General features: G+C 34.8%; 22 protein-coding genes and 1 other annotated feature. Of the genes, 19 read left to right on the top strand and 3 right to left on the bottom strand.

All coding sequences use genetic code 11. The annotated features are described in order from the left end of the window. Positions 1 to 124: 124 nt before the first annotated feature. Both NST49_RS09255 and dtd read left to right on the top strand, forming a co-directional pair. Positions 125 to 2,335, top strand: a complete 2,211-nt coding sequence (locus NST49_RS09255) for a RelA/SpoT family protein (protein WP_034536634.1) — start codon at positions 125 to 127, stop codon at positions 2,333 to 2,335. Positions 2,336 to 2,443: 108 nt separating this feature from the next. Then, positions 2,444 to 2,890 carry a D-aminoacyl-tRNA deacylase gene (dtd, locus tag NST49_RS09250; protein ID WP_023177869.1) on the top strand — a complete coding sequence of 149 codons (447 nt, stop codon included), beginning with the start codon at positions 2,444 to 2,446 and terminating at the stop codon, positions 2,888 to 2,890. A 58-nt stretch (positions 2,891 to 2,948) separates the two neighbouring features. Here dtd and NST49_RS09245 read toward each other — a convergent pair whose 3' ends face one another. Further along, entirely contained in the window at positions 2,949 to 4,265 is a 1,317-nt protein-coding gene (locus tag NST49_RS09245) for an N-acetylmuramoyl-L-alanine amidase (protein WP_341048233.1), read from the bottom strand. 206 nt (positions 4,266 to 4,471) lie between these two features. Continuing rightward, positions 4,472 to 4,683 (top strand) — a binding site (T-box leader). A gap of 72 nt (positions 4,684 to 4,755) precedes the next feature. On the opposite strand from NST49_RS09245, the gene hisS reads away from it, so the two are divergent. The 8 genes from hisS (at position 4,756) to truA (ending at position 13,418) form a co-directional block, all read left to right on the top strand. Continuing rightward, the gene (hisS, locus tag NST49_RS09240) at positions 4,756 to 6,081 is read left to right on the top strand and encodes a histidine--tRNA ligase (protein WP_251166039.1); all 1,326 of its coding nucleotides are present in this window, start codon (positions 4,756 to 4,758) and stop codon (positions 6,079 to 6,081) included. A 31-nt stretch (positions 6,082 to 6,112) separates the two neighbouring features. Further along, complete coding sequence (gene aspS, locus NST49_RS09235; protein ID WP_187948595.1) at positions 6,113 to 7,882, top strand: aspartate--tRNA ligase; 1,770 nt, start codon at positions 6,113 to 6,115, stop codon at positions 7,880 to 7,882. Positions 7,883 to 8,039: 157 nt separating this feature from the next. Beyond that, on the top strand, positions 8,040 to 9,077 hold the full coding sequence (gene sppA, locus NST49_RS09230) for a signal peptide peptidase SppA (RefSeq protein WP_341048231.1): 1,038 nt from the start codon (positions 8,040 to 8,042) through the stop codon (positions 9,075 to 9,077). A 1-nt stretch (position 9,078) separates the two neighbouring features. Next, positions 9,079 to 9,852 (top strand): RDD family protein, encoded by a 774-nt coding sequence (locus NST49_RS09225; RefSeq protein ID WP_341048229.1) that lies wholly within the window; start codon positions 9,079 to 9,081, stop codon positions 9,850 to 9,852. A gap of 93 nt (positions 9,853 to 9,945) precedes the next feature. Continuing rightward, positions 9,946 to 10,836: a deoxyribonuclease IV gene (locus NST49_RS09220; RefSeq protein ID WP_341048227.1), complete on the top strand. Its 891-nt coding sequence runs from the start codon at positions 9,946 to 9,948 to the stop codon at positions 10,834 to 10,836. A 233-nt stretch (positions 10,837 to 11,069) separates the two neighbouring features. Next, positions 11,070 to 11,654, top strand: coding sequence for a LemA family protein (locus tag NST49_RS09215; RefSeq protein ID WP_023177876.1), 585 nt, complete (start codon positions 11,070 to 11,072; stop codon positions 11,652 to 11,654). A gap of 32 nt (positions 11,655 to 11,686) precedes the next feature. Beyond that, on the top strand, positions 11,687 to 12,526 hold the full coding sequence (locus NST49_RS09210) for a TPM domain-containing protein (protein ID WP_341048224.1): 840 nt from the start codon (positions 11,687 to 11,689) through the stop codon (positions 12,524 to 12,526). A 151-nt stretch (positions 12,527 to 12,677) separates the two neighbouring features. After that, positions 12,678 to 13,418, top strand: coding sequence for a tRNA pseudouridine(38-40) synthase TruA (gene truA, locus NST49_RS09205; protein ID WP_341048222.1), 741 nt, complete (start codon positions 12,678 to 12,680; stop codon positions 13,416 to 13,418). Positions 13,419 to 13,610: 192 nt separating this feature from the next. Here the strand turns inward: truA and NST49_RS09200 are convergent, their stop codons facing one another. Further along, positions 13,611 to 14,444 carry a pyruvate, water dikinase regulatory protein gene (locus NST49_RS09200; protein WP_023177879.1) on the bottom strand — a complete coding sequence of 278 codons (834 nt, stop codon included), beginning with the start codon at positions 14,442 to 14,444 and terminating at the stop codon, positions 13,611 to 13,613. Between the two features lie 171 nt (positions 14,445 to 14,615). On the opposite strand from NST49_RS09200, the gene NST49_RS09195 reads away from it, so the two are divergent. From NST49_RS09195 to NST49_RS09185, 3 genes are all read left to right on the top strand, one after another. Beyond that, a complete protein-coding gene (locus NST49_RS09195) occupies positions 14,616 to 15,029 on the top strand; it encodes a Fur family transcriptional regulator (RefSeq protein WP_023177881.1) in 414 nt (137 codons plus the stop codon). 176 nt (positions 15,030 to 15,205) lie between these two features. Further along, positions 15,206 to 15,379, top strand: coding sequence for a 30S ribosomal protein S21 (gene rpsU / locus NST49_RS09190; protein ID WP_007725241.1), 174 nt, complete (start codon positions 15,206 to 15,208; stop codon positions 15,377 to 15,379). A 33-nt stretch (positions 15,380 to 15,412) separates the two neighbouring features. Further along, positions 15,413 to 15,859: a GatB/YqeY domain-containing protein gene (locus NST49_RS09185; protein WP_023177883.1), complete on the top strand. Its 447-nt coding sequence runs from the start codon at positions 15,413 to 15,415 to the stop codon at positions 15,857 to 15,859. A gap of 339 nt (positions 15,860 to 16,198) precedes the next feature. Here the strand turns inward: NST49_RS09185 and NST49_RS09180 are convergent, their stop codons facing one another. After that, the gene (locus tag NST49_RS09180) at positions 16,199 to 17,044 is read right to left on the bottom strand and encodes a hypothetical protein (protein ID WP_341048214.1); all 846 of its coding nucleotides are present in this window, start codon (positions 17,042 to 17,044) and stop codon (positions 16,199 to 16,201) included. Between the two features lie 278 nt (positions 17,045 to 17,322). Between NST49_RS09180 and NST49_RS09175 the strand changes: the two genes are divergently transcribed. From NST49_RS09175 to NST49_RS09150, 6 genes are all read left to right on the top strand, one after another. After that, positions 17,323 to 17,742 carry a MerR family transcriptional regulator gene (locus NST49_RS09175; protein ID WP_023177887.1) on the top strand — a complete coding sequence of 140 codons (420 nt, stop codon included), beginning with the start codon at positions 17,323 to 17,325 and terminating at the stop codon, positions 17,740 to 17,742. An 86-nt stretch (positions 17,743 to 17,828) separates the two neighbouring features. Continuing rightward, a complete protein-coding gene (locus NST49_RS09170) occupies positions 17,829 to 18,680 on the top strand; it encodes an aldo/keto reductase (RefSeq protein WP_023177889.1) in 852 nt (283 codons plus the stop codon). Positions 18,681 to 19,027: 347 nt separating this feature from the next. Next, positions 19,028 to 19,696 (top strand): flavodoxin, encoded by a 669-nt coding sequence (locus NST49_RS09165; RefSeq protein ID WP_251166033.1) that lies wholly within the window; start codon positions 19,028 to 19,030, stop codon positions 19,694 to 19,696. A gap of 137 nt (positions 19,697 to 19,833) precedes the next feature. Continuing rightward, complete coding sequence (locus NST49_RS09160; RefSeq protein WP_023177893.1) at positions 19,834 to 20,817, top strand: aldo/keto reductase; 984 nt, start codon at positions 19,834 to 19,836, stop codon at positions 20,815 to 20,817. A gap of 731 nt (positions 20,818 to 21,548) precedes the next feature. Continuing rightward, positions 21,549 to 22,568, top strand: coding sequence for a PhoH family protein (locus NST49_RS09155; protein ID WP_341048209.1), 1,020 nt, complete (start codon positions 21,549 to 21,551; stop codon positions 22,566 to 22,568). Between the two features lie 11 nt (positions 22,569 to 22,579). Continuing rightward, on the top strand, positions 22,580 to 24,787 hold the full coding sequence (locus NST49_RS09150) for an HD family phosphohydrolase (RefSeq protein WP_034536643.1): 2,208 nt from the start codon (positions 22,580 to 22,582) through the stop codon (positions 24,785 to 24,787). Positions 24,788 to 24,814 lie beyond the last annotated feature (27 nt).

Here is a 24,814-nt window from a genome sequence, read left to right as displayed (position 1 = left end):
ATAATGTACTGTAAATACATGTGGTAAAGCACTCATTTGGAGTGCTTATTTTGTATTAATCTAGTTATATGAAAAGCAAGATTAGTACTTATAAACTAGTGATAAACGAAAAGAAGGTGGCAAGATGCCCAAAAGTAAAGATTATACTGCACAAGAAGTAATTGCTCTAACCGTTACTTATATGAATAGCAATCATGTAGCTTTTGTCAAAAAGGCATGCGACTTTGCCACAAATGCTCATAAAGATCAGTATAGAAAATCTGGTGAACCGTATATTATTCATCCAATACAAGTTGCAGGGATTTTAGCAGAATTAAAAATGGATCCAGTAACGGTAGCGACTGGATTTCTTCACGATGTTGTTGAAGATACTGAATATACTTTTGAAGATATTTCAAGAGAATTTTCTCCTGAAGTGGCTATGCTTGTAGATGGTGTAACGAAATTAGGAAAAATAAAATATAAATCACATGAAGAACAACAAGCAGAAAACCATCGTAAAATGTTGTTGGCAATGGCTAAAGATTTAAGAGTGATCATGGTTAAACTAGCTGACCGATTGCATAATTTGCGTACGCTAAAGTTTCATAGACCAGAAAAACAACGACGCATCGCAAATGAAACGCTTGAAGTTTATGCTCCGCTTGCTCATCGTTTAGGGATCAATTTAATCAAATGGGAATTAGAAGATACTTCTTTGCGTTATTTGAATCCTCAACAATATTACCGGATTGTTCATTTAATGAATTCTAAAAGAGAAGAAAGAGAAACGTATATTTCTGATTCAATCTCAAAAATTCAAGATTCTATTGACGAATTGAGCATTACTGCAGATATTACGGGTCGACCAAAACACATTTACTCTATTTATCGTAAAATGCGAGATCAAAAGAAACAATTCGATCAAATTTATGATTTGTTGGCTATCCGTGTTATTGTAGATTCAATTAAAGACTGTTATGCCGTATTAGGAGCAATCCATACGCGATGGAAACCTATGCCTGGTAGATTTAAAGATTATATTGCTATGCCAAAATCCAATATGTACCAATCGATCCATACTACGGTTATTGGAGAACACGGTAAACCCGTTGAAGTTCAAATTCGTACTAAAGAAATGCATGAAATAGCTGAATATGGTGTTGCGGCTCACTGGGCATATAAAGAAGGTATCACTAAAAAAGTTGAAGACGATTCTGATGGTAAAAAAATCTCTTGGTTTAGAGACATCATTGAATTACAAGATGAATCCAGCGATGCAAGCGACTTTATGGAAAGTGTAAAAGAAGATATTTTTAAAGATAAAGTCTATGTTTTCACACCAAAAGGAGACGTTAGTGAATTGCCTTCTGGTGCTGGGCCATTAGATTTTGCGTTTAATATTCATACAGAAATTGGCAATAAAACCATTGGGGCTAAAGTGAATGGGAAAATAGTTCCTTTGAATTATAGATTGAAGACAGGAGATATCATTGAAATTTTGACTTCTCCTAATTCATACGGTCCGAGTCGTGACTGGATCAATTTAGTCTCAACGAGTAAGGCTAAAAATAAGATCAAGCGTTTCTTTAAATTACAAGACCGTGAAGTCAATATTGTCAAAGGTCGGGATATGCTTGAGAAGCAATTAATTGACATGCAATTTCAACCTAAAGCGTTTCTTACCAAGAATCATATCAAATTGCTTTTGGAGCGCTTCAATTTCACTTCAGAAGACGACTTATATGCGGCTATTGGTTATGGTGAGTTAACAGCATTAGTAGTAGCCAACCGATTAACTGAAAAAGAACGAAGAGACCGAGACAATGAAAAGAAAATTCAAGATATCGCTTCGATCGAACTTAAAACTAAAAAAGAACCAGAAAAAATCAAAATAAAACATGAAGGCGGCATTGTCATTCAAGGAATCGATAACTTACTGATTCGTATTAGCCGTTGTTGTAACCCCGTACCAGGCGATGAAATTGTTGGATATATAACCAAAGGCAGAGGCGTTTCGATTCATCGGAAAAACTGTCCTAACGTTATCGCAGCAAAAGATGCTGAAAATCGACTAATTGATGTTGAATGGGAAGATACAACTTCTAAAAGCCAAGAGTATAATGCTGAATTGCAAATTGTTGGGTATAATCGTTCTGGGTTGTTGAATGAAGTCCTGCAAGTTGTCAACAGTATGACGAAAAATTTAAATAATGTAATGGGAAAAGTAGACAATAATAAAATGGCCACAATTACGTTAACAGTGGGTATCCAGAATATCCACCAGTTGGATAAAATTATTGATAAAATAAAATCTATTCCTGATGTTTATGGTGTAAAAAGAATGTCTTCTTAAGCACATTAATCAAGTAGAAAACAGAAAATTGCCCGTCCTTGTGGGCGAATTTCTGTTTTCTTATTTTTTTGATCAAAAAATATTAACAATTCAAAAGGTGGTTTAAAAATGAAAGTAGTCATTCAGCGTTCAAAGCAAGCAAGCGTACGTATTGAAGAAACAGTTATAGGAGAAATATCGCATGGGTTTGTTTTGTTAGTCGGTATAGAGGAAGAAGATCAGCAAGAAGATATTGATTATATGGTACGTAAAATCAGCAAAATGCGTATTTTTGAAGATTCTCAAGGGAAAATGAATTTAAGCCTAGCAGAAGTCAATGGAGAAATATTGTCGATTTCTCAGTTTACACTTTATGCAGATACAAAAAAAGGAAATCGCCCCAGTTTCACTAAAGCCGCAAGACCTCAAATTGCTATTCCACTGTATGAAGCCTTTAATGCTGGTTTAAGAGAAACTGGAGTAACGGTTCAAACGGGTGAATTTGGTGCAGATATGCAAGTCTCAATCTTAAATGATGGCCCAGTGACCATTATTATTGATAGCAAACAGCGTTGAGTTAAAGAAAAGAGCTAACAACGATAGGAATATTTCCTCCGTTGTTAGCTCTTTTTATTTATGGGATAAAGTATTGATTTAAAGATTGATAAATGATTTCAGCAATGGATGTTTGGTAGGATGAAGTATTGACAGTAATTTGATCCACATCACTATTTAAATACCCTAATTCAATTAAGATAGCAGGCTGGGTATTTTCTCTCGTAACATAGAAATCTCCAAAACGAACACCATTATTAGGTAGGATCCCATTTTGTTTTAAGTTTCCATTTACGATTTCAGCTAAAGGCATATCTTTGTCATGGTAGTAATAAGTTGTCGTACCACTGATTTCATTAGCGTGTTCCGTTGAATCATAATGTAAACTGATAAAAACATCGGCATTAGCCTGATTGCTGATAACTGTTCGTTCATCTAAGCTAACAAACGTATCATCAGAACGAGTCAATATCACATTTGCTCCCGCATCGCGTAATCGATTAGCAACAAGTTGAGCTGTGTCTAACGTTACTTCTTTTTCATAGAATGTATTGGCTAAAGCACCAGGATCGTTTCCGCCATGTCCTGCATCAATCACGATCGTTGCTTCAGCTAATGAAGTGACATTAGCTGTAGGCGCTGGTTGTTGATCAGCTGATAAGTCTACTACCCAATTGGCTACATAGCCGGTTTGTCCATCTGCTAATGTGATTTTGTACCAATCTCCTTCAGTAGAGAGGTAGGTAAAGCTTTCTCCTTTGTCAACTGTTGTGACAACTGTACTTTCAACTGAAGGACCACTTCGAATATTTGTTCCGGAGCTACGTGTGGTCACTGTTTGAATAGGAGCTGAATTATCTTCGGCACTAGCGACCGTCGTTGTAGCTAATGGTGTTTCATTGATTTTAATCAAATCTGAACTGATCCAAGCGACTTGGCCGTAATATTGAATTTGAGTCCAACCTTCTTGTTGGAATAATACGGTAAGTTCTGTTCCATTGGCTACTTTACCAAGAATTTCAGAATCCAGATTGCTTTCGCTTCGGATATTTACTTCTTCACCGGTTACAATACCTATTTTATTGGTTGCGGCACTTACTTCCGTATTTTCAATCAACCAGCTAGCGATCCATCCAATCTGATCGTTGCTTAGGCGTACTTTGTACCATTCATTTTCTTCGGTAAGCATCGTTACTTTTTCGCCACCAGTGACCTGTGTCATGATATCATAGGAAAGACCTGGCCCTGTACGAACATTGACCACAGTAGCATCAACTTTGATCGTTCCTTGATTAGCAAGAACAACTGTAGCAAATGCAGTTAGTCCAATGAATAGTGTAATGATAAGCAATGAAACCATTTTTTTTATTTTTTTTAATGTCAATTTATTTTCCATTAGAAGTTCACTACTTTCTTAATTACGAAAACGCAATCAATTATAAAATATATGTACTATTTGATTATAGCAATGTTACACTTTAATATGCAATTAAATCCTTATATTCATCAACTTTTTTTAGAATGAGAAAAAAAGTAAGCAAGGATTAAACTTTCTGTCCTTGACAATGTTTAGACTTTCTTGTAATCTTACATTATTATATCAATCACCCAATGAAAGAAAAAGTAAGTAATTCTAGCGTGTGAATAGAGAGGGTTTCCTTAGGCTGAAAGAAATCCCCGTAGACTTAACTGAAAGACATTCTGGAGGGTTAGCAGTGAAAAGCTGCTACGTTACGAGCGTTAATCGTTGAGGAAAACTTAGGTTTTCAAACAAAGGTGGTACCACGTATAATGAACAGTCATTCGTCCTTATTCTATTTAGAATAAGGGCGTTTTTTTGTATTTTTTAATAAAAAGATTTGTAGAAACTAAAGGAGTGTTGAATAATGGCAATTCAAAAACCAAAAGGAACAGCTGATTTATTACCAGAAGAGTCAAGAAAATGGCAATATGTTGAAGAAATTTTAAATATGGTGTTGGCTGACTATCAATTTGGAGAAATCAGAACACCTATTTTTGAAAGTTATGATTTATTTTCTCGTGGAGTAGGCGAAACAAGTGATATCGTTTCAAAAGAAATGTACGATTTTTATGATAAAGGCGAACGTCATATGTCGCTTCGTCCTGAAGGAACAGCACCAGTTGTTCGTGCGTTTGTTGAAAATAAATTATTTGGACCGGAACATGCGAAACCTTATAAAGTTTATTACAAAGGCCCAATGTTTCGTTATGAACGTCCTCAAGGCGGAAGAATGAGACAGTTCCATCAATTAGGTGTGGAAGTATTCGGAAGTACGAATCCTGCAACTGATGTAGAGTCAATGGCTCTTGCAATGGCTTTATTTAAAGAACTTGGGTTAGAAAAGTTGACATTAGTCATCAACTCTTTAGGTGATGCTCAAAGCCGGATTGATTATAAAGAAGCACTTGTTGCTTATTTAGAACCTCATTTTGAAGAACTAAGCAAAGATTCTCAAACACGTTTGCACAAAAATCCATTACGTGTATTAGATAGTAAAGATACAAAAGATAAAGAAATTGTGAAAAATGCGCCTTCTATTTTAGATTACCTCAGTGAAGATTCAAAACAACATTTTGAAGTGGTCAAAGAAATGTTAACGGCACTAGATATTCCTTTTGTGGTAGACAGCAACATGGTAAGAGGATTAGATTATTATACGCATACAATTTTTGAGGTCATGAGTGATGCTCCTGGATTTGGCGCAATCACAACAATTTGTGCTGGCGGACGTTATGACGGATTGGTAGAAGAAGTAGGCGGACCGGCTACACCTGGATTTGGTTTCGCACTAGGCTTGGAACGTTTGATGATGACGTTAGAAGCAGAAGAAATCGAGATTCCAGATCTTCATGAAGTAGACGTTTATGTTGTTGGTTTAGGGGATGCAACGAATATTGAGACTCTTAAAATTGTTCAAGCCGTTCGTGAAGCTGGGTTATCTGGTGAGCGTGATTATATGTACCGCAAAATCAAAGGGCAATTTAAAACAGCGTCAAAAATGAACGCTAAGGTGGTCATTACACTAGGCGATGCAGAGTTAGAAAATAAAGAAGTCAATTTTAAAGTTATGAAGACAGGGAAAGAATTTAAAGTTTCATTAGCAGAAATTTATAAAGACTTTGAAAAATTATTTAATTTAAAACTAGCAGATATGACAGCTTTTAATGATTTTTTCAATAAAGAAGACTAAAACGATTAATTAGTGATAGGAGCTGGAATAAATGGGAAAAAGAACAGAATATTGCGGGAAAATTTCTCGCGATTTATTAGGACAAGAAATAGTGTTAAAAGGATGGGTACAAAAAAGACGAGACTTGGGCGATTTGATTTTCATCGATTTACGAGATCGTGAAGGAATCGTTCAAATCGTTTTTAATCCAACTTTTTCAAAAGAAGCATTAGCTATTGCTGAAGACATTCGCAGTGAATTTGTACTGGAAGTAAAAGGGAAAGTGGTTGAAAGAAAAGAAGCTGTTATCAATAAAAACATTTCAACAGGAGAACTTGAAGTAGAAGTATATGAAGTGACTGTTTTAAACACTTCAAAAACAACGCCTTTTTATATCGAAGATGGTGTAGCAGTATCGGACGATAAAAGAATGCAATACAGATACTTGGATCTAAGACGTCCTGAAATGACACAAAACATGATTCTACGTCACCAAATGACAAAATCAATTCGTCATTATTTGGATGATCATAACTTTATTGACACTGAAACACCTTATTTAACAAAATCAACTCCAGAAGGAGCGCGAGACTATTTGGTACCATCTCGAGTTCATCCAGGTCATTTTTATGCATTGCCTCAATCACCACAATTATTCAAACAACTCTTGATGGGTGCAGGATTTGATCGTTATTACCAAATTGTTCGCTGTTTTAGAGATGAAGATCTGCGCGGGGATCGTCAACCTGAATTTACCCAAGTGGATATTGAAACAAGCTTTTTAGAACCAGAAGAAATTCAATCATTTACTGAAGAATTATTAGCTAAAGTACTAAAAGATACAAAAGGTATTGAATTAACTTTACCATTCCCACGTATGGGATATGACGAAGCAATCAGTCGTTACGGTAGTGATAAACCCGATGTTCGTTTCGGGCTAGAATTAGTAGACGTTAGTGAGTTAGTTAAAGAATCTAGTTTCAAGGTATTTAGTGGAGCAGTAGAAAATGGCGGAGCTGTTAAGGCTATTAATGCTAAAGGCGCTGCAAGCAATTATTCTCGAAAAGACATTGATGCTTTAGGTGAATTTGTCTCTGTTTATGGAGCAAAAGGCCTAGCTTGGTTGAAAGTTGAAGACGATGGCTTAAAAGGACCAATCGCTAAATTCTTTAAAGAAGATGCTGAAGCATTGATTGAAAAAATGGATGCTGAAGCAGGCGATCTATTGTTGTTTGTGGCTGATAAAAAATCAGTTGTCCATGATTCATTAGGTGCGTTGCGTTCAAAATTAGGGAAAGAACTAAAATTGATCGATGAATCAGTTTATGCCTTTATGTGGATCGTCGACTGGCCATTACTAGAGTACGATGAAGAAGCAGGACGCTATTCAGCTGCTCATCACCCGTTCACAATGCCGAAAGAATCGGACATCGAATTGCTTGAAACAGATCCTGGGAAAGTATACGCTCAAGCTTATGATATTGTATTAAATGGATATGAATTAGGTGGAGGATCACTTAGAATCCATACTCGTGAATTACAAGAAAAAATGTTTGCTGCATTAGGTTTCTCAAAAGAAGAAGCAGAAGAACAATTTGGTTTCTTATTAGAAGCATTAGAATATGGTTTCCCTCCTCATGGTGGAATTGCATTAGGTCTTGATCGGTTTGCTATGCTGCTTGCTGGCAAAGAAAATATTCGTGAAGTGATCGCTTTCCCTAAAAACGGAAAAGCAACAGATCCATTAACGGAAGCACCAAGCTTAGTTAGTGAAGCTCAACTTGATGAATTATCGATTACAACAACTAAAATTGAAGATTAAGAGTCAATAAATCGGCTTTGATAGTTAGAAGACGCGAGTACATTAGTTTGCTCGCGTCTTTATTTTTTAAAGAATAGATTAAATAAAAATTTTGCTTGTTATTCATAGGCAGTTTTGACAAAATAGAATCAGAAAACTATTTTATGGAGGTTTATACATGAACGCAAAAAGATGGAGTGCAATCGGGATTGCATTAGGTATATTTATATTCTCATTCTTTTTCAGCAATTATTTTTCTTACGTTGCACAAAAACAAGAAACATCTGAATCCTTAAGTGATAGCTTAGTAGGTTTATTGGGTACAGAAGCGCTTGAAGAAAGAGTGATAGAAGCGGGAGACAGTTCAAATCGTATTGTAGTTCTAACTGTAGATGGAACCATTTTAGCTGGCCAATCGTCTGGTTTAACAGGAGACATTACATATAGTCATGATTATTTTATGCAACAATTGGAACAAGTCTTATTAGATGATACGATCAGTGGGATCGTTTTATCCGTTAATTCTCCAGGTGGCGGAACCTATGAAAGCGCTCAGATAAAAGATAAATTAGTTGCAATCCAAAAAAATACCAATAAACCCATGTATGTTTCAATGGGGAGTATGGCTGCTAGTGGTGGTTATTATATTTCAGCATCAGCTGAAAAAATATTTGCTGCTGAAGAAACGATGACAGGATCTATCGGAGTCATTATGTCTGGTATGAATGTTAGTGAGTTACTGGAAAAACTTGGTGTGGATGATACCACGGTCAAGAGCGGCGAATTTAAAGATATTGGATCTTCTACAAGAGCAATGACTGAAGAAGATACCGAAATATTACAAACAATGGTCAATACTTCCTACGATCGTTTTGTAGAGGTTATTGTCGAAGGTCGTGGGATGTCAGAAGAAGAAGTCAGAAAAATAGCAGATGGTCGTATATATGATGGAGTTCAAGCCGTTGATAATGGATTAGTAGACGAGATTGGCTACCAAGAAGATGCTATTAAAGCCATTCAAAAAGATTATACACTAGAAGATGCAGAGATTTTTAGTTATCAAGTCCCTACATTATCCTTTTCATCATTATTTAGTTCGAAATTAAGCGGATTATTTCAATCAACTAGCACCCAAGAATCAGAGCTTACTGAATTGATCTCCGCTATTGGAGCAGTAGATTCTCCGAAGATGATGTATTATTACGGAGGTGAATAATATGACCACAACTCTTGAAAACAAAGAGCAGGATAAAGCAAAAAAAGGAGATACAAAAGAGTTAGATCTAAATGAGTTGAAAAAATCATTAGCTCAGGAAGAAGCAGAACTTGAAAGATTAAAACGACTAAAACGCTTAAAACAACAAGAAGAAAAAACATCCGAAATAAGTCCAACAGAAGATCAACCAATGGATGATTCTAAAATTGAGACAGATAAGCATGAAAGAAAAAATATGAGTCCTCAAGAACTTAGAGATGCAAGGAGATATTATTGGCAACAAAAGCAAAAAGAAGAAGAACGCAAGAAAAAGCCTTATAATCATTTTCCGTCATTTTTTTATGCGGGTTTTTGGTTCCGTTTATTTGCTTTCATTATTGATATGATTTTGATCTGGAGTATCAATCGATTAGTTGTCCAAACGATCTTTCTATTGTTGCGTTTACCACTTAACGATAATGATTTTTCAGCTTATTCATTAAGTAAATTAGTTGTTTATCTTTTATACTTTGTACTTTTAACAAAAGCTACAAATGGTCAAACAGTTGGAAAGATTATTTTTGGACTTCGATTGATCAGTTTTAAAGAAGAACAGTTAAGTTGGGGAACGGTTCTCATTCGGGAATGTTTTGGCCGCTATATTTTAAAAACATTTCCATTTATCTATTTAATGGTATTGTTTACTCAAGAGAAGCAACACTTAGCTGATTTTTTCAGTGATACAGCCGTTGTTTCTGAAAATCTGATTCGAGCGAGTAAATTATCTTTAGAGTAACAACCTAAATGAAACTAATCTAATCTGGGTTGTTCTTTCGATAAAACTAGCTTAGAATAAAAGAAAATGTACTTAACGTTAGGAGAAAAAAAGATGGTTTTATTAGGTTCACATGTTTCAATGGGTGGAAAAAAGATGCTGCTTGGCTCTGCTGAGGATGCTGCAAGTTATGGTGCTACAACATTCATGATTTATACAGGTGCCCCTCAAAATACAAGACGAAAAGCAATTGAAGATATGAATATTCCTACAGGAACAGCTTTCATGAAAGAAAACAACTTATCAAATATTGTTGTACATGCGCCTTATATCATAAATTTAGGCAATACGATCAAACCTGAAAATTTCAGTTTTGCTATTGAGTTTTTAAGAGCAGAAATTTTAAGAGCTGAAGCTTTAGGTGCAAGACAGATCACAATGCATCCAGGTGCACATGTTGGAGCTGGAGCGGATGCAGGAATCGCGCAAATTATTAAAGGGCTAAATGAAGTCTTGCATAAAAATCAACTAGCTCATATCGCACTTGAAACAATGGCTGGTAAAGGAACTGAAGTAGGCAGAACGTTTGATGAATTGGCAAAAATAATGGATGGTGTGACATTAAATGAAAAATTATCCGTCACACTGGATACTTGTCATCTAAACGATGCAGGCTATAATGTAAAAGAAGATTTTGACGGTGTTTTAAATGAGTTTGATAAAATTATAGGATTAGACCGTCTAAAAGTTGTCCATGTGAACGACTCGAAAAATCCCCAAGGCAGTCATAAAGATAGACATGCAAACATTGGATTTGGAACGATCGGGTTTGAAGCTTTGAATAAAGTGGTTCATCACCCACAATTAGAATTGTTACCTAAAATATTGGAAACACCTTTTGTAGGAGAAGATAAGAAAACTAAAAAAGCACCTTATGCACATGAAATCAAAATGCTAAAAGAGCAAATTTTTAATCCAAAATTATTAGAAGATTGTTTAAATTAAAGAACTAAAGAGTCAGCATAGTATGCTTGCTGAAAAAAGGGAAAAATAAATTTTGTTTTTCTTTTTTTCTTACGCTATTATTTCCTAAAATAAGCATTTTATGTCATACTTAACTTAAAAGGACAGCTTATAAAAAAGGACAGCAATTTCTTTTCATCCTTAAGTCGGATGTGTTGATTTAGGAATTAAAGTATACTTAGTCTATTAAATAACGAAAGAAAGAAGGATGACAAATGAAAAATATGAAGAGTGGAACAAAAGTAATTATAGGGATTATTATAGCTGTCGTTATCATTGCGATACCTCTGATTAGTTCATATAATGGATTGATCAATGAAGAAAGTAAAGTAGATTTAGCTTGGTCACAAGTTGAATCACAATTACAACGTAGAAATGATTTGATACCTAACCTAGTTAATTCAGTTCAAGGAGCTATGGATCAAGAAGAGGATGTGTTTACTGCAATCGCAGATGCACGTGCTTCACTGAGCAGTGCTGGATCAATGGAAGAAGAAGTAGAAGCGAATAATGAAATGAACTCTGCTTTATCTAGATTATTAGTTGTAGTAGAGAGCTATCCAGAATTGAAATCTAATGACAACGTAACCGCATTGATGGATGAACTTGCTGGAACAGAAAATCGAATTGCTGTTGAAAGACAACGTTACAATGAATCTGTACAAGGTTATAATAACAAAGTGAAACGTTTCCCTGGATCTATTATTGCCGGCATAACTGGATTCTCAGAAAAACCTTATTTTGAAGCCGTTGAAGGTGCAGAAATCGCGCCTGAAGTTAACTTTGATGATGAAGAATAATCGTTATGTCTTATGCACGAGGAGGAAATCTAGTGAAAAAAATTAAGCGTATTTCATTTTTGAGCACCTTGTCGCTACTTTTCAGCTTATTGCTTTTAAGTTTATTTCCTCTAACGGTTAAGGCTGCTGTTGATTATCCTGAACCCTCTAATGAATTTTATGTTTTTGATGAAGCAGATTTACTTTCAGAGGAAACTGAAAAATTTATAATAGATGTAAATAAACACTATGAAGATACTCAAGAAAAACCACAGATAGTAGTGGCTACCGTAAATAGTTTACAGGATGTTACGATTGAAGAATATACCGTTGAATTGTTTGAAAAATGGAAAATTGGTGGGGCTGATTTAGATAATGGAGTCTTGATTCTATTATCTGCTGAAGAACGTGAAATCCGATTTGAAATTGGATATGGTTTAGAAGGCGCTCTTACTGACAGTGGAACTGGAGCCATATTAGATCGAAATATCGATGCTTTATCGAACAATGATTTTGATGCTGCTTTGAAAAGTATTTTTACTGAAACAGCTGTAAAAGTTAATGAAGAGTATCAATATGATGATGACACGATTTTTTCTGGTTATAATGTAGATACTTCAGAGTACAATGATGATGATGGAGGTTTTTCATCCATTATTGTTGTGGTGATCATCTTTTTTGTTATCAGCAGCTTCTTTGGCGGTGGCGGATCTGGTGGCGGAAGAAGACGAGGCGGCATGTGGCCTTTATTACTAGGAATGTCTGGTGGAAGTCGTTACCGTGGCGGTGGCGGTTTTGGCGGCGGAGGTTTCGGTGGCGGCGGCTTCGGCGGCGGTGGAGGATTTGGTGGTGGCGGAAGTTCCGGTGGCGGAGGTTCCAGTCGTGGATTTTAAACCATAGCCAAATTCCTTTAACTTAAATCATTAAAATCAAAGATTTAGACTGCGCCCTGTCAAATAGACAGGGCCATGAGAAACTAGAGAACTAATAGTGAAGTATACGGTATGAAAGTAGAAACCGAATCAGATGATTAAGAGGGATAAAATGAGAAATATTAAAATGACAATTGAGTACGATGGTGCCAGATATTTGGGTTGGCAAAGGCTCAGTGATTCAGACAAAACCATTCAAGGAAAAATAGAGAATGTTTTGACGTCAATGACAGGAACTAAAATTGAAATAATCGGATCAGGACGTACGGATGCCGGGGCTCATGCTAAGGGACAGGTGGCCAATTTTAAAACTGAGTCTACCATGGAACTTCAAGCGATGTTGGACCATTTAAATCGTTATCTTCCACGTGATATTGTTGTGAAGAAAATTGAAGAAGTACCAGAAAGATTCCATGCTAGATACAATGCTAGCGGTAAAAAATATAGCTACTATGTTTGGAATAATAATGTGCCTTCTGCATTTGAGCGCAACTACAGCTACCATCTTCCTGTAGAACTTGATATTGACAAAATGAACGAGGCTTGCAGCAAACTTGTCGGAACCCACGACTTTATTGGTTTCTCTTCTCTTAAAAAGTCGAAAAAATCAACTGTTAGAACTATCAATGAAATCACGATCCAAAAGGAAGGCGACTTATTGCACTTTACGTTTATAGGAGAAGGTTTCTTATATAAAATGATTAGAATCATTATGGGAACAATTTTAGAAATCGGTGCTGGAACGACGGAGATAGCATCTATTGATGCTATTTTCAAGAGTGGAATCAGAAGCGAGGCAGGTATGACCGTGCCTTCTCAAGGACTATTCTTAGATGAAGTTTATTACAATTAACAAAGCCGAGATGGTCATCTGTATGAAAGTATACTTCTAAGTAAGCTGCAAAAATATTTACCAAGAAAAATAAAAGAACTTGAAGAATAAAGCTGCTAGGCTATTATTCTTCAAGTTCTTTATTTTAGTGTGCGGGTTGGGTAGAGGAATGTAAAAAATCATAACTTATTGAGTAAACTTTTTTGGCCATGATTAGTTTTGTTCATACTTCTTGTGTTCGATTTGAAGAGTATTGATAATGATGGCAGCCGTTTCTTCAATAGATTTCTTAGAAACATTAATGACCAAACAACCTAATTTTTCGTATAATTCTTTTGCAAAATCTAATTCTCTATCAATGCGATCTAATTTAGAGTACTCTGTATCGGGGTTCATTCCATACGTTAACATTCTTTCTCGACGTATAGAGTTTAAGGCTTCTCTATCACTTGTTAAACCGACTATTTTTTTAGGATCAACTTGCCAAATTTGTTCTGGAATATGCGCTTCTGGGATAAGAGGCAAATTAGCTACTTTATAATTTTGGTTCGCTAAAAACATGCTTAATGGCGTTTTAGATGTTCTTGAAATCCCAAGCAATACGATGTCTGCTTCTAAAAAGCCTTTGGGATCTCGTCCATCATCAAATTTTACCGCAAATTCAATTGCCTTTATTCGATTGAAATAGGTTTCATCTAAAAGATGCAAAGCTCCTGGCTTTTGTATAGGAACCATTTCAGAACGTTTTTCAAGTTCGCTTATGATTGGAGAGAGTGGGTCAAAACAAACCAACTCATGTTTTTCACAAAACGTTTTAGCTGTCTTATTTAATTTTTCATCTACCAATGTATGAAGGACGATCGCATTATCGATTTCTGCTTTTTCTAGAATAGATAAAAGGGTGTCCGATCCGCGAATGAAAGGGTAGGCTGAAACTTTAATATCTGCATCAGGAAACTGAGTCATAGCAGCTTGTCCAAGTTGACTAGCTGTCCCGCCTACTGAATCGGAGATAATATAAAAATTAATAGTTGATTTTGAAGACATGTTTTTCCTCCTTGTAGTTCTGTCTGTATACTTATTAGTATACAGGAACTCTCAACTAAACGACAATGAATCACTTAAATAACTCTCAGATTTACAGCTTGATTATACACCAATAAATACGTTATACTACTTGTTGGTAAATGGATCATGTAAAAGGAGGCGATCACTTATATGACAGCAGTAGAACAAGCCATTGAAACGTTAAAAGAACATGGTTACAAATATACAGATAAAAGAGAAAATATGTTATCTGTATTTGCAGCTGAAAATCGATATTTAACAGCTAAAGAAGTACAGCTTGGATTAAAAGAAAGATATCCTTCTATTAGTTATGATACGATTTATCGAAATATCTATACGTTTGTAGAATTAAATGTGCTAGAAGAAACAGAATTAAATGGTGAAAAAATGTTCCGTTTTGGATGTAAACATACTGGACATCATCATCATTTTATCTGTACAAGCTGTGGGAAAACAAAACAAATTGAAATGTGTCCCATGAATTTTTTTGAAAATCAGCTAAATGGATGTAAAATCGAGTCTCATCGATTTGAAATTTTTGGGAAATGTGAAAAATGTTCTTAAAAAAACAACTGAAAATGCAATAAACTGGTTATTTTTATTAAAATAATGAAATGTTGTATTGACGTGAAAAAATACATTCGATATAATAAGGAAGGACAGTGTTTATGAATACGCTAATAAATTAGTGTGTTCTAAATAACGGTTACTTTTTAAAGCACGGAGGGAGGGAATTTAATATGTCAAAAACAGTTATTAAGAAAAATGAATCTCTTGATGATGCTCTTCGTCGCTTCAAACGTTCCGTTTCAAAAACAGGTACTTTACAAGAAGCTCGTAAACGCGAATTCTATGAAAAACCAAGTGTGAAACGTAAGAAAAAATCTGAAGCAGCTAGAAAACGTAAATTCTAGTAAATTGCTTTTAGGATTGAGGGTGGGAAAGTCTTGTCACTTTTAGAAACCATTAATGAAGACATTAAAACTGCGATGAAAGCCAAAGATAAAGAAACTTTAGCTATTCTACGTATGTTAAAAGCTGCATTGCAAAATGATCAAATCAGCAAAGGTAATGATTTAAGTGAGGATGAAGAGTTAACAGTTCTTTCTCGCGAAATGAAGCAACGTCGTGAATCGCTTGCAGAGTTTAAAGATGCTGGTCGAGAAGACTTGGTTGATCAAACAGAAGCTGCTATTCATACCGTTGAAAAATATTTACCTCAACAACTTTCTGAAAACGAACTTAAAGCGATTATTCAAGATGCTGCTACGAAAGTAGATGCTAAATCTATGAAAGATTTTGGCAAAGTTATGGGAGTTGTTATGCCTTTAACAAAAGGTAAAGCAGACGGTAATGAAGTCAATCGTTTAGTAAAAGAGCAATTGAATGCATAAAGGGTAAGTTATTACCTTTTATAAAAAGAGGAGGTGAGACAATTGTCTCATCTCCTCTTTTTTACATAGTGTACTAAACTATATACGTGACAATAATGAAAGAGTCAGTTTAAGAATCATTCGCCGATTCTATAAAAGAATGCTAGGAACATCTAAATGACTTTAGCTAATATACTCAAAATATTAACATTTAATCAATAAATGAAATTAGATAAAATCATGTATCGAAAAGGAGAAAAAAGCTACCCTGGAAAAGAGTAGCTTTTTTTGCTTTATTCAAATGGATACAATAATTCTATCTATCCACTTTATTATTTTTTGACTGAATATTGAAATAAATTATTCACTTGGCTGTTTCAAGGAGGCTGTTACCTCTAAAGCTTCTAGAGAAGATCTAGTCGTTTTTACTTGATAGACCATCTCTTCATCCTGCCAACGAATAACCATGACTACATCTTCACCACCTGGTTCATAATCCAAATAGACTATTCCTTTACTACGCGGAACTGGAAGTGGATTATCATACAAAAATGTAATCATATCTCTTGCTTCTACTCGCTTACTTAGCTGTTCACCTGCAAAGGAATGAATATTAAAAACCCATTCCTCATCTTCCCATATAAGCCACTTTTGATCTCCTTTTTCGATATCGTATCCCGTAATTCCACTCATTAAATCTTCTCCGCCTTCTGGGACATCCGCTGTCTCAAAAAATCTATTTGGTAACCCAACTGTTAAATCCCCTTCGGCTGCTTCAGGACTACCATAACGAGTTCCAGAAACTTCATCTAAGATTTCGCCTTGATTATTTATATAGGAGACAGTATAGGTGTTTTTTTCATTAGTTTTTATATTTTCAGTAACAGTTTCTGGGGAAAAAGTGGGTAATAAAATTTTTTCTTTATCCATTTGTAATTCAGTAGAAATGGATCCTTCGTTGCTGGAAGAATCCGAGCTACTTTCTTCTGGAATAAGAGAAGATTCAGTGGATTCTCCGCTTTCCGAGTTGCTGCTTTCTTCAGAAGTCGCTGAACTACTTTCACTGTTGATGTAACTACTACTTTGAGTCTCTTCTGATGGTACGGTTGATGTGTTCGTATCCATATTTTCATTAGATGAGCACCCTATCAGTAGTGCTCCGCAAAGGCCAATCATAGTTATCGTGCGATAAGATGGGCGTTTCATAAAAAACCTCCTTTTTCGGTTACCTTTAGAATACCGCTTCCTTTTTTTGAGGTAAACTCAAAAGACTTATCGGTGAAAAAACAAAAGAACTAATTGATACATGAAATTCCATAAAGTCAGGTATCCAGAACCTTGTTAATTCAAGGTTCTTTTTTAAGAAAAAGAGATATGAATACTAGGAACTTTATTAGTGAAAATTATCCAAAATAATTGCTTTGGAGTCAACTTTATGGTTTATAGTAAGTATGTAAGCTGATAAAGAGATGGAGTGGTATTTTATGAATATTAAAAAAGCAGCTGATATGTTTGAATTGACAGTAGATACTTTGCGATACTATGAAAGAGTGGGTGTGATTCCTCCTGTTCACCGTAATAATAGTGGTTATCGGGATTATGCTACAAATGATTTAAACTGGATTTACTTAGTTAAAAGCTTACGTAAGGCTGGTCTTTCTATTGAGTCATTGATTGAATTTTCCACGTTAGCTCAGCTTCGTGAAAAACAAAATGTTGAAGAAGCTCAAAAGAGAGTTTTAGGAGATCAGTTACAGCAACTTGATAATAAAATAGCTGAAATGAACGAGGTACGAGATTTATTAGAGTATAAAATTAACACTTATGATGAACATATTAAGAAGTTTAAAGCAGGAGAAGTAGATCCCGAGAATATAGAAAAGCTATGGGAAAGAAAAAAATAAATTAAAAGATTTGCTATGGAGTGTACTCCATAGTTTATAGTAATCATGTAATCGAAAATAGTTTATCAAAACTGGAGGAATGTTAAATGAAAACTGTAAAGCTGAATAACGGTGTGGAAGTACCTATTTTAGGATTTGGAACGTTTCAAATTACTGATCCAGAAGAAGCTGAAAAAGCTGTAAAAGATGCGATTGAAGCTGGTTATCGTCATATTGATACTGCACAAAGCTATATGAATGAAGAATCCGTTGGTCGTGGAATCGCTAATTCTGGTGTGCCTCGTGAAGATCTTTTTGTTACTACAAAAGTATGGGTAGAGAATGTTAGTTATAATGGTGTAATAGCTTCTGTGGAACGGTCATTAAACCGTTTAAGATTAGAATATATTGATATGTTGTTGATTCACCAACCATATAATGATGTTTATGGTGCATGGCGCGCAATGGAAGAACTTCAAAAGCAAGGAAAAGTTCGATCAATTGGCGTATCAAATTTTGGAGTTGACCGTGCTGTTGATCTAGCTGAATTTAATGAAGTGGTTCCACAAGTAAATCAAATTGAAATTAATCCTTTTCAACAACAAACAAAAAATATTGAAGCGTTAAAAGAAGAAGGAATTATTCCAGAAGCATGGGCACCATTTGCTGAAGGAAAAAACGATATTTTTACTAATCCAATTTTAGAAAAAATCGGAAATAAATATGGTAAATCAGTAGCGCAAGTCATTATCCGGTGGTTAGTTGAGCAAGATATTATTGTATTAGCTAAGTCAGTAAAACCAGAACGTATGGCACAAAATCTAAATGTTTTTGATTTTGAGTTGACTAAAGATGACAAAGCACAAATTGCTACTTTAAATAAGGGTGAAAGCCAGTTCTTTTCTCATTCTGATCCAGAAATGATTAAATGGATGGCAAGTAGAAAAATGAATATTTAAGAAAATAGAGTTATTAAAACGACTTTTGACTTAGAGATTGGTATGACTTTCATAGATAAGTTTGAAGCTAGTAATAAAATTCATGATGATTAAATTTTCCATTACTTAAAAGAAATATTAGATTACTAAATGAGTAATCTAATATTTCTTTTAATATAATTTTTTTGTGCTTCGATTTTAGGTATCTACTGATGAAGTCATTGGAGTATTTAATAAATGGAATGATGGATAAAACTTCTTTTATTAAAAATAACTTATGATTGAACTATCACTCTGTCCAATGAAAATAGTAGTGATTACGGACTTTTTACGAAGAGACTTAATTAAAATTGTGAAAGGAGAACGCAATGATTAAAAAAGTTTTTGGTGCTCTATCCGTTATCGTTGTATTATCAGGCTGCCAAATGAACAACCAAAATGAAGAAAGCACAACAGAAAGCTCAGCTACTACAAGTGAATCAGATAATTTTGGTCGTGGAGCCATATCAGACGGAAAAGATACGAATGCAAATGAAGTCTCCACTAAGAAATTGTCAAACTCAGCAAAATCAATTGTTATTTATTTTTCAAGAAGTGGTCATACAGAAGAGTTGGCAAAAGAAATTAGTGAAACAACAAATTCAGATATTTTGGAGCTACAAGTCAAAGATCCCTATCCTAGCAACTATGAGGAGACGGTGGATCGGGCAACCTACGAAAGAGAAAATGAACTGTACCCAGAATTATCTACTGATATTCCCGATTTAACACAATACCAGACAGTTATTTTGGGTCATCCAATATGGGCAATGACCCTTGCTAATCCTATGGTGACATTTATTCAAAAATACGAAGAAGAACTTGAAGGAAAAGTCATAACTTCTTTTTCAACTAACGCTGGATATGGTTCAGGAAATACGTTTGAAAGGTTATCAGAACTACTTCCACAATCCAAAATAGAGGAAGTTTATACGGTTGAAGATAGAAATGCAGAGAAAGACAAAGATAATCTTAAAAAATGGCTTTCAGACCTATAATACTTTGAAAAAATTTAAGAACTAAGAAATATTTTTAGGAAAACGTAGATTTGACAAGGTGTTTAAAATTGTTTTGTCCAAAGGCAGTATCATTTTATACCTTTTTAAAAACTTTTTTAATGAAAGGAAGATAAACAATGCAAAAGCGTAAATTAGGAAAAAATGGGCTAGAAGTCTCGGCTATGGGACTTGGTTGTATGGGAATGAGTCATGGGTATGGGCCAGCATCAGACAAAAAAGAGATGATTTCGTTGATTCACGCGGCAATTGATCGTGGAGTTACTTTTTTTGACACAGCTGAAGTGTATGGCCCATATGTGAATGAAGAGTTGTTAGGCGAAGCACTTGCCCCATTCAAAGGAAAGGTAGTTATCGCAACCAAATTTGGTATTCAAATGGCAGGCAATAAACAAGTGCTAGACAGTAGTCCAGAACAAATCAGGAAATCTGTCGAAGGATCACTTAAACGTCTTAAAGTTGATACTATTGATCTTTACTATCAACATCGTGTAGACCCAAATGTTCAAATTGAAGAAGTAGCTAGAGTTTTACAAGAGTTAATTAAGGAAGGAAAGGTAAAACATTGGGGGCTTTCCGAATCAGGCATAGAAACAATTCGTCGTGCACATGCAGTTCAACCAGTTGCAGCCGTTCAAAGTGAATACTCCATGATGTGGAGAAGTCCTGAAAAAGAACTATTGCCTACCCTTGAAGAGCTAGGAATTGGTTTTGTACCGTTCAGCCCATTAGGAAAGGGATTTCTTACAGGGAAAATTGATAAAAAAGCAACATTTGATAATTCTGATTTTCGTAGCATTGTTCCCCGGTTTAAAGCAGATAACATGGAAGCAAACCAAGTGTTAATTGAGCTTATAGAAAAGGTTGCTGCGAGAAAAGACGTAACATCGGCTCAAATTGCTCTTGCATGGGTGCTTGCTCAAAAGCCGTGGATTGTTCCAATTCCTGGAACGAGGAAACTAGAACGCTTGGAAGAAAATCTTGGTGCTGCTGAAATTAAGCTAACCCAGATAGAACTGAATGATTTGAACAATGCCCTTTCAAAAATCGAAATTTCAGGGAATCGCTATCCTGAAGAATATGCTAAAAGAGTGGGGAAATAACAAGCGTATCTTTTTATTTCAAGCATCATAACTTTCATTCTTAAATTTTTATACAATAAAGTGATATTGTATAAAAAAATCTATTTTCGTATTTCTATAAATACTATAAGTACGAATACATGAAATTCCATAAAATCACGTGACAAGAATCCTAATAGATTAGAGTTATTTTTTATTAAGGGCTCTAATATACAATTATGAGGTATGCTAAACAAATTCGCGTATCGCTTTTGTGATAGGAAGGGGATTTTATAGTAACCACGAATGTTAGACTTTTTTTGGAGTGGAGAAATCCACTTCTTTTTTTATACATTATTATCCGCAAAGAACCTATCGTTCTAAGAAATGTTTTCAGACGTTTCACTATAGTCGATTGGACTTAACCAATGAGTTTCTGCTTGATTCTTCTGTTATTGTAATAGTCGATAAAGGGAATGAGTGTCCGTCCTATTTCTTCATAGCTATGAAAGACTTATCCATAATCTACTTATTAATTCAAAAATAGGTGTGAATGAATTTCTTCTTTCACATTAAAAATTATACAGCCGTTTATTCCGGAAGAAAATTCAGAAGTAGATGTTAGAGATTAAAATTTAAACACTCTTTTAACTTCCATTTTACCAGTTTTCCTTTTTTTAATTGGTTTTCTACCTAAAGAAGGAAAGCTTCATTTTATACGAAAAATGTGCTATTCTTTAAAGTATAGAAAGATAAAGGAGAGTGTTGTTTGTTTGACTAATTTAACGAACGAAACACGTTTGGTAGACTTGAAAAATGAAAATCATACATCTTTATTATTTGGTGCCCAAGATAAGCATTTAGCTTTATTAGAAGACGCAATGGATGTTGTTATCAACAGTCGTGGAAGTCATCTAGAAATTATTGGCACAGAAGAAAATACAGCTACAGTTGAAGAAATCTTTAATCATTTAGAAGAATTAATTAAACGTTCGATCCAAGTAGGGCCTTCCGACGTTGTAACGGCCATCAAAATGGCAAAAAATAACACTCTACATTTTTTTATTAGTATGTATGAGGAAGAAATTGGAAAAGATCATGCTGGAAAACCGATTCGAGCAAAAACGTTTGGTCAACGTCAATATATCCAATCGATTAAAAAAAATGATGTTACCTTTGGTGTTGGTCCAGCCGGAACTGGTAAAACTTATTTAGCAGTAGTAATGGCCGTGTCAGCAATGAAAAAAGGGGAAGTAAAAAAAATTATATTAACTCGTCCAGCAGTTGAAGCAGGAGAAAATCTTGGGTTTTTACCGGGTGATTTAAAAGAAAAAGTGGATCCTTATCTACGTCCGATTTATGATGCTTTATATAATGTGTTTGGTTTAGAGCATACCACTCGTCTAATGGATAGAAACGTAATTGAAATCGCACCCTTAGCTTATATGAGAGGACGTACACTAGAAGACGCTTTTGTTATTCTTGATGAAGCACAAAATACAACAAAAGCTCAAATGAAAATGTTTCTTACGCGACTTGGTTTTGGTTCAAAAATGATCGTCAATGGTGATGTTACGCAAATTGACTTGCCAAAAGGGGCAATGAGCGGATTAGTCCATGCGGAGAAAGTCTTGAACCAAGTTAAAGGAATCAATTTTGTTCAATTTGATTCAAATGATGTTGTGCGTCATCCAGTAGTAGCAAATATTATAAATGCATACAGCCAAGAAAAAACAATGACTGAAAGTAAAAAATCGGATACTGAAAAAGTGAGTACTGAAAAAAACAATTAGGAAGTGAATGAATGAGAAGAAATTTACGACGCCTCCAGAAAAAAATGGGCAATTTTTATATTCCTTCTATTCTATTACTTTCATCTGTGGCGTTGTTTTTTATTATGTATAGTACGGTTAAACCAAAAGCCTTAGATATTAAATTATTTCAGGTGGCAGAAGAGACCATACGAGCAAATGCAACAGTTGAAGATACAGAAAAAACAGAAGAAAATAAAGAAACGATTGCTGCAACCGTTTCTCCTGTATATACGTACAACTCAGATTTAAAAGACTTGCAAACGTCTAAAATAGAAATACTATTTGCTACAATTGATGAAATAAAACAAGACGCTGATAAGAAATATCAAGATGACCTAAAAGAAGCGAGGAAAAAAGCTTCTGAAAATAATTCATCTATAACCTCTCAAGAACTAGCAGAAATAAAAGTAAATAAACTAACGAATGAGGAATTACTGGGCTTATTTAAAGAAAAATTAAATAACTTAGAAGATTCGACTAAAGAGTTTATTGAAATGCTTCCAGATTGGGCTGTTTTAGATTTAATAGAAATTGATCAATCCGTTTTAACAAGTATGAAAGAATCAATAACTTCAGTAGTTTCAGAGTTTATGTCTCAGCCTATCAAAAATGAAGAATTAAATGACATTAAATTAGAAGCAAATAATAATTTAGATTATTCAGACTTAGATTCTAACAATCAAAGGATAGCTAGTTTGATCATTGATAATGCGATCGTAGAAAACAACATCTACAATGCTAATGCTACTGAACAAAAGAAAGAAGAAGAGAAAGCGAATGTTCAACCTGCTTTGATCTTACAAGGGCAAGTGATTGTTCAAGAAGGCCATGTTGTGGATAGCAATGATATGCATCAACTTGAATTGTTGGGTATGCTGGATGATACTTCATCAAGACAATCCTTATATGGTTTGATCGTATTGATTTTTACACAAGCCTTGTTATTATTTTACTTAGGAAAATTCAAGAAAGAAGACGAAGTTGATCACGGCAGTCAAGTCACATTTTATTCTTTGATTATGATTGCTTCTTTATTATTGATGAAAAGTTTGCAATTGATTCAAGATACTGACTTAGAATATATTGGTTTATTGTTTCCAGCTGCCTTGGGTTCCATGCTACTAACAGCATTTGGATCTCGCAGGTTTGGAATATTGGCGAATGGATTTACTGCAGTATTTTCAATTTTTATTTTTAGCCCAGATTCTGGAACAAGTTTTAGTATTGTCTTAGTGCTATTTTATCTGCTAAGCGGTATGATGGGTACCATGATCACACGAAAAAAGATCACGACTCAGTTTTGGACGAGTTTCATTTGGGTCACTGTATTTAATGCTTTGTTTATCCTTTCATTTATTTTATACTTAAACATACACATCTGGTCGCACCAAGTTTTTCTGATGATCATATATGCACTTTCAAGCGGGATTATTTCATATTTATTGGCTATTCTATTAACACCTTATGTTGAAGTATTATTTAAAGATAATGCTGTATTAACATTGACAGAATTATCCAATCCGAATAGTCCGTTGTTAAAAGAATTGCTGACGAAAGCACCTGGAACCTATCACCATAGTTTAATGGTAGCGAATTTAAGTGCAAATGCAGTTGGAGCTATTGGCGGAGATTCATTATTTGCGCGTGTGGCTTGTTATTATCATGATGTTGGCAAATTACGTCATTCGCTCTTCTTTGTAGAAAATCTACCGCCTGGAATGGAGAATCCACATAATTTATTAACTCCTTTTGAGAGCAAAGAAATTATTTTTGGACATGTTTCTGAAGGCGTAAAGATGTTGGAAAAAGCTAAATTTCCTCAATCTATTATTGATATTTGTGCTCAGCATCATGGAACAACCCTCATGAAATATTTTTATGTTACAGCTAAAGAACAGGATGACACAGTAACAGAAAGTGATTTTAGGTATCCAGGACCAAAACCTCAAACAAAAGAAGCAGCTGTTATTAATATTGCGGATAGTGCTGAAGCGGCCACTAGGGCAATGTCACATCCAACAAAAGAAACTATTGAAAAATTCGTTCATGATTTAATCAATAGTAGGATTACGGATGGTCAGTTTGATGAGTGTTCTATATCATTGCAAGAGTTGAAAATCGTTGAAAAGGCAATTTGTGAAGGGCTGAATGGAACATTCCATTCAAGGATTGAATACCCGGCTTTAAAAAAAGAATAATTAGCTGAATTTGATTATAGTGGAGTA

Source organism: Carnobacterium sp. FSL W8-0810 (genome assembly GCF_038007125.1).
Taxonomy (GTDB): Bacteria; Bacillota; Bacilli; order Lactobacillales; family Carnobacteriaceae; genus Carnobacterium_B; species Carnobacterium_B inhibens.
Note: the sequence above shows the minus strand (reverse complement) of the source record. Positions and strands in the feature narration are given on the sequence as shown.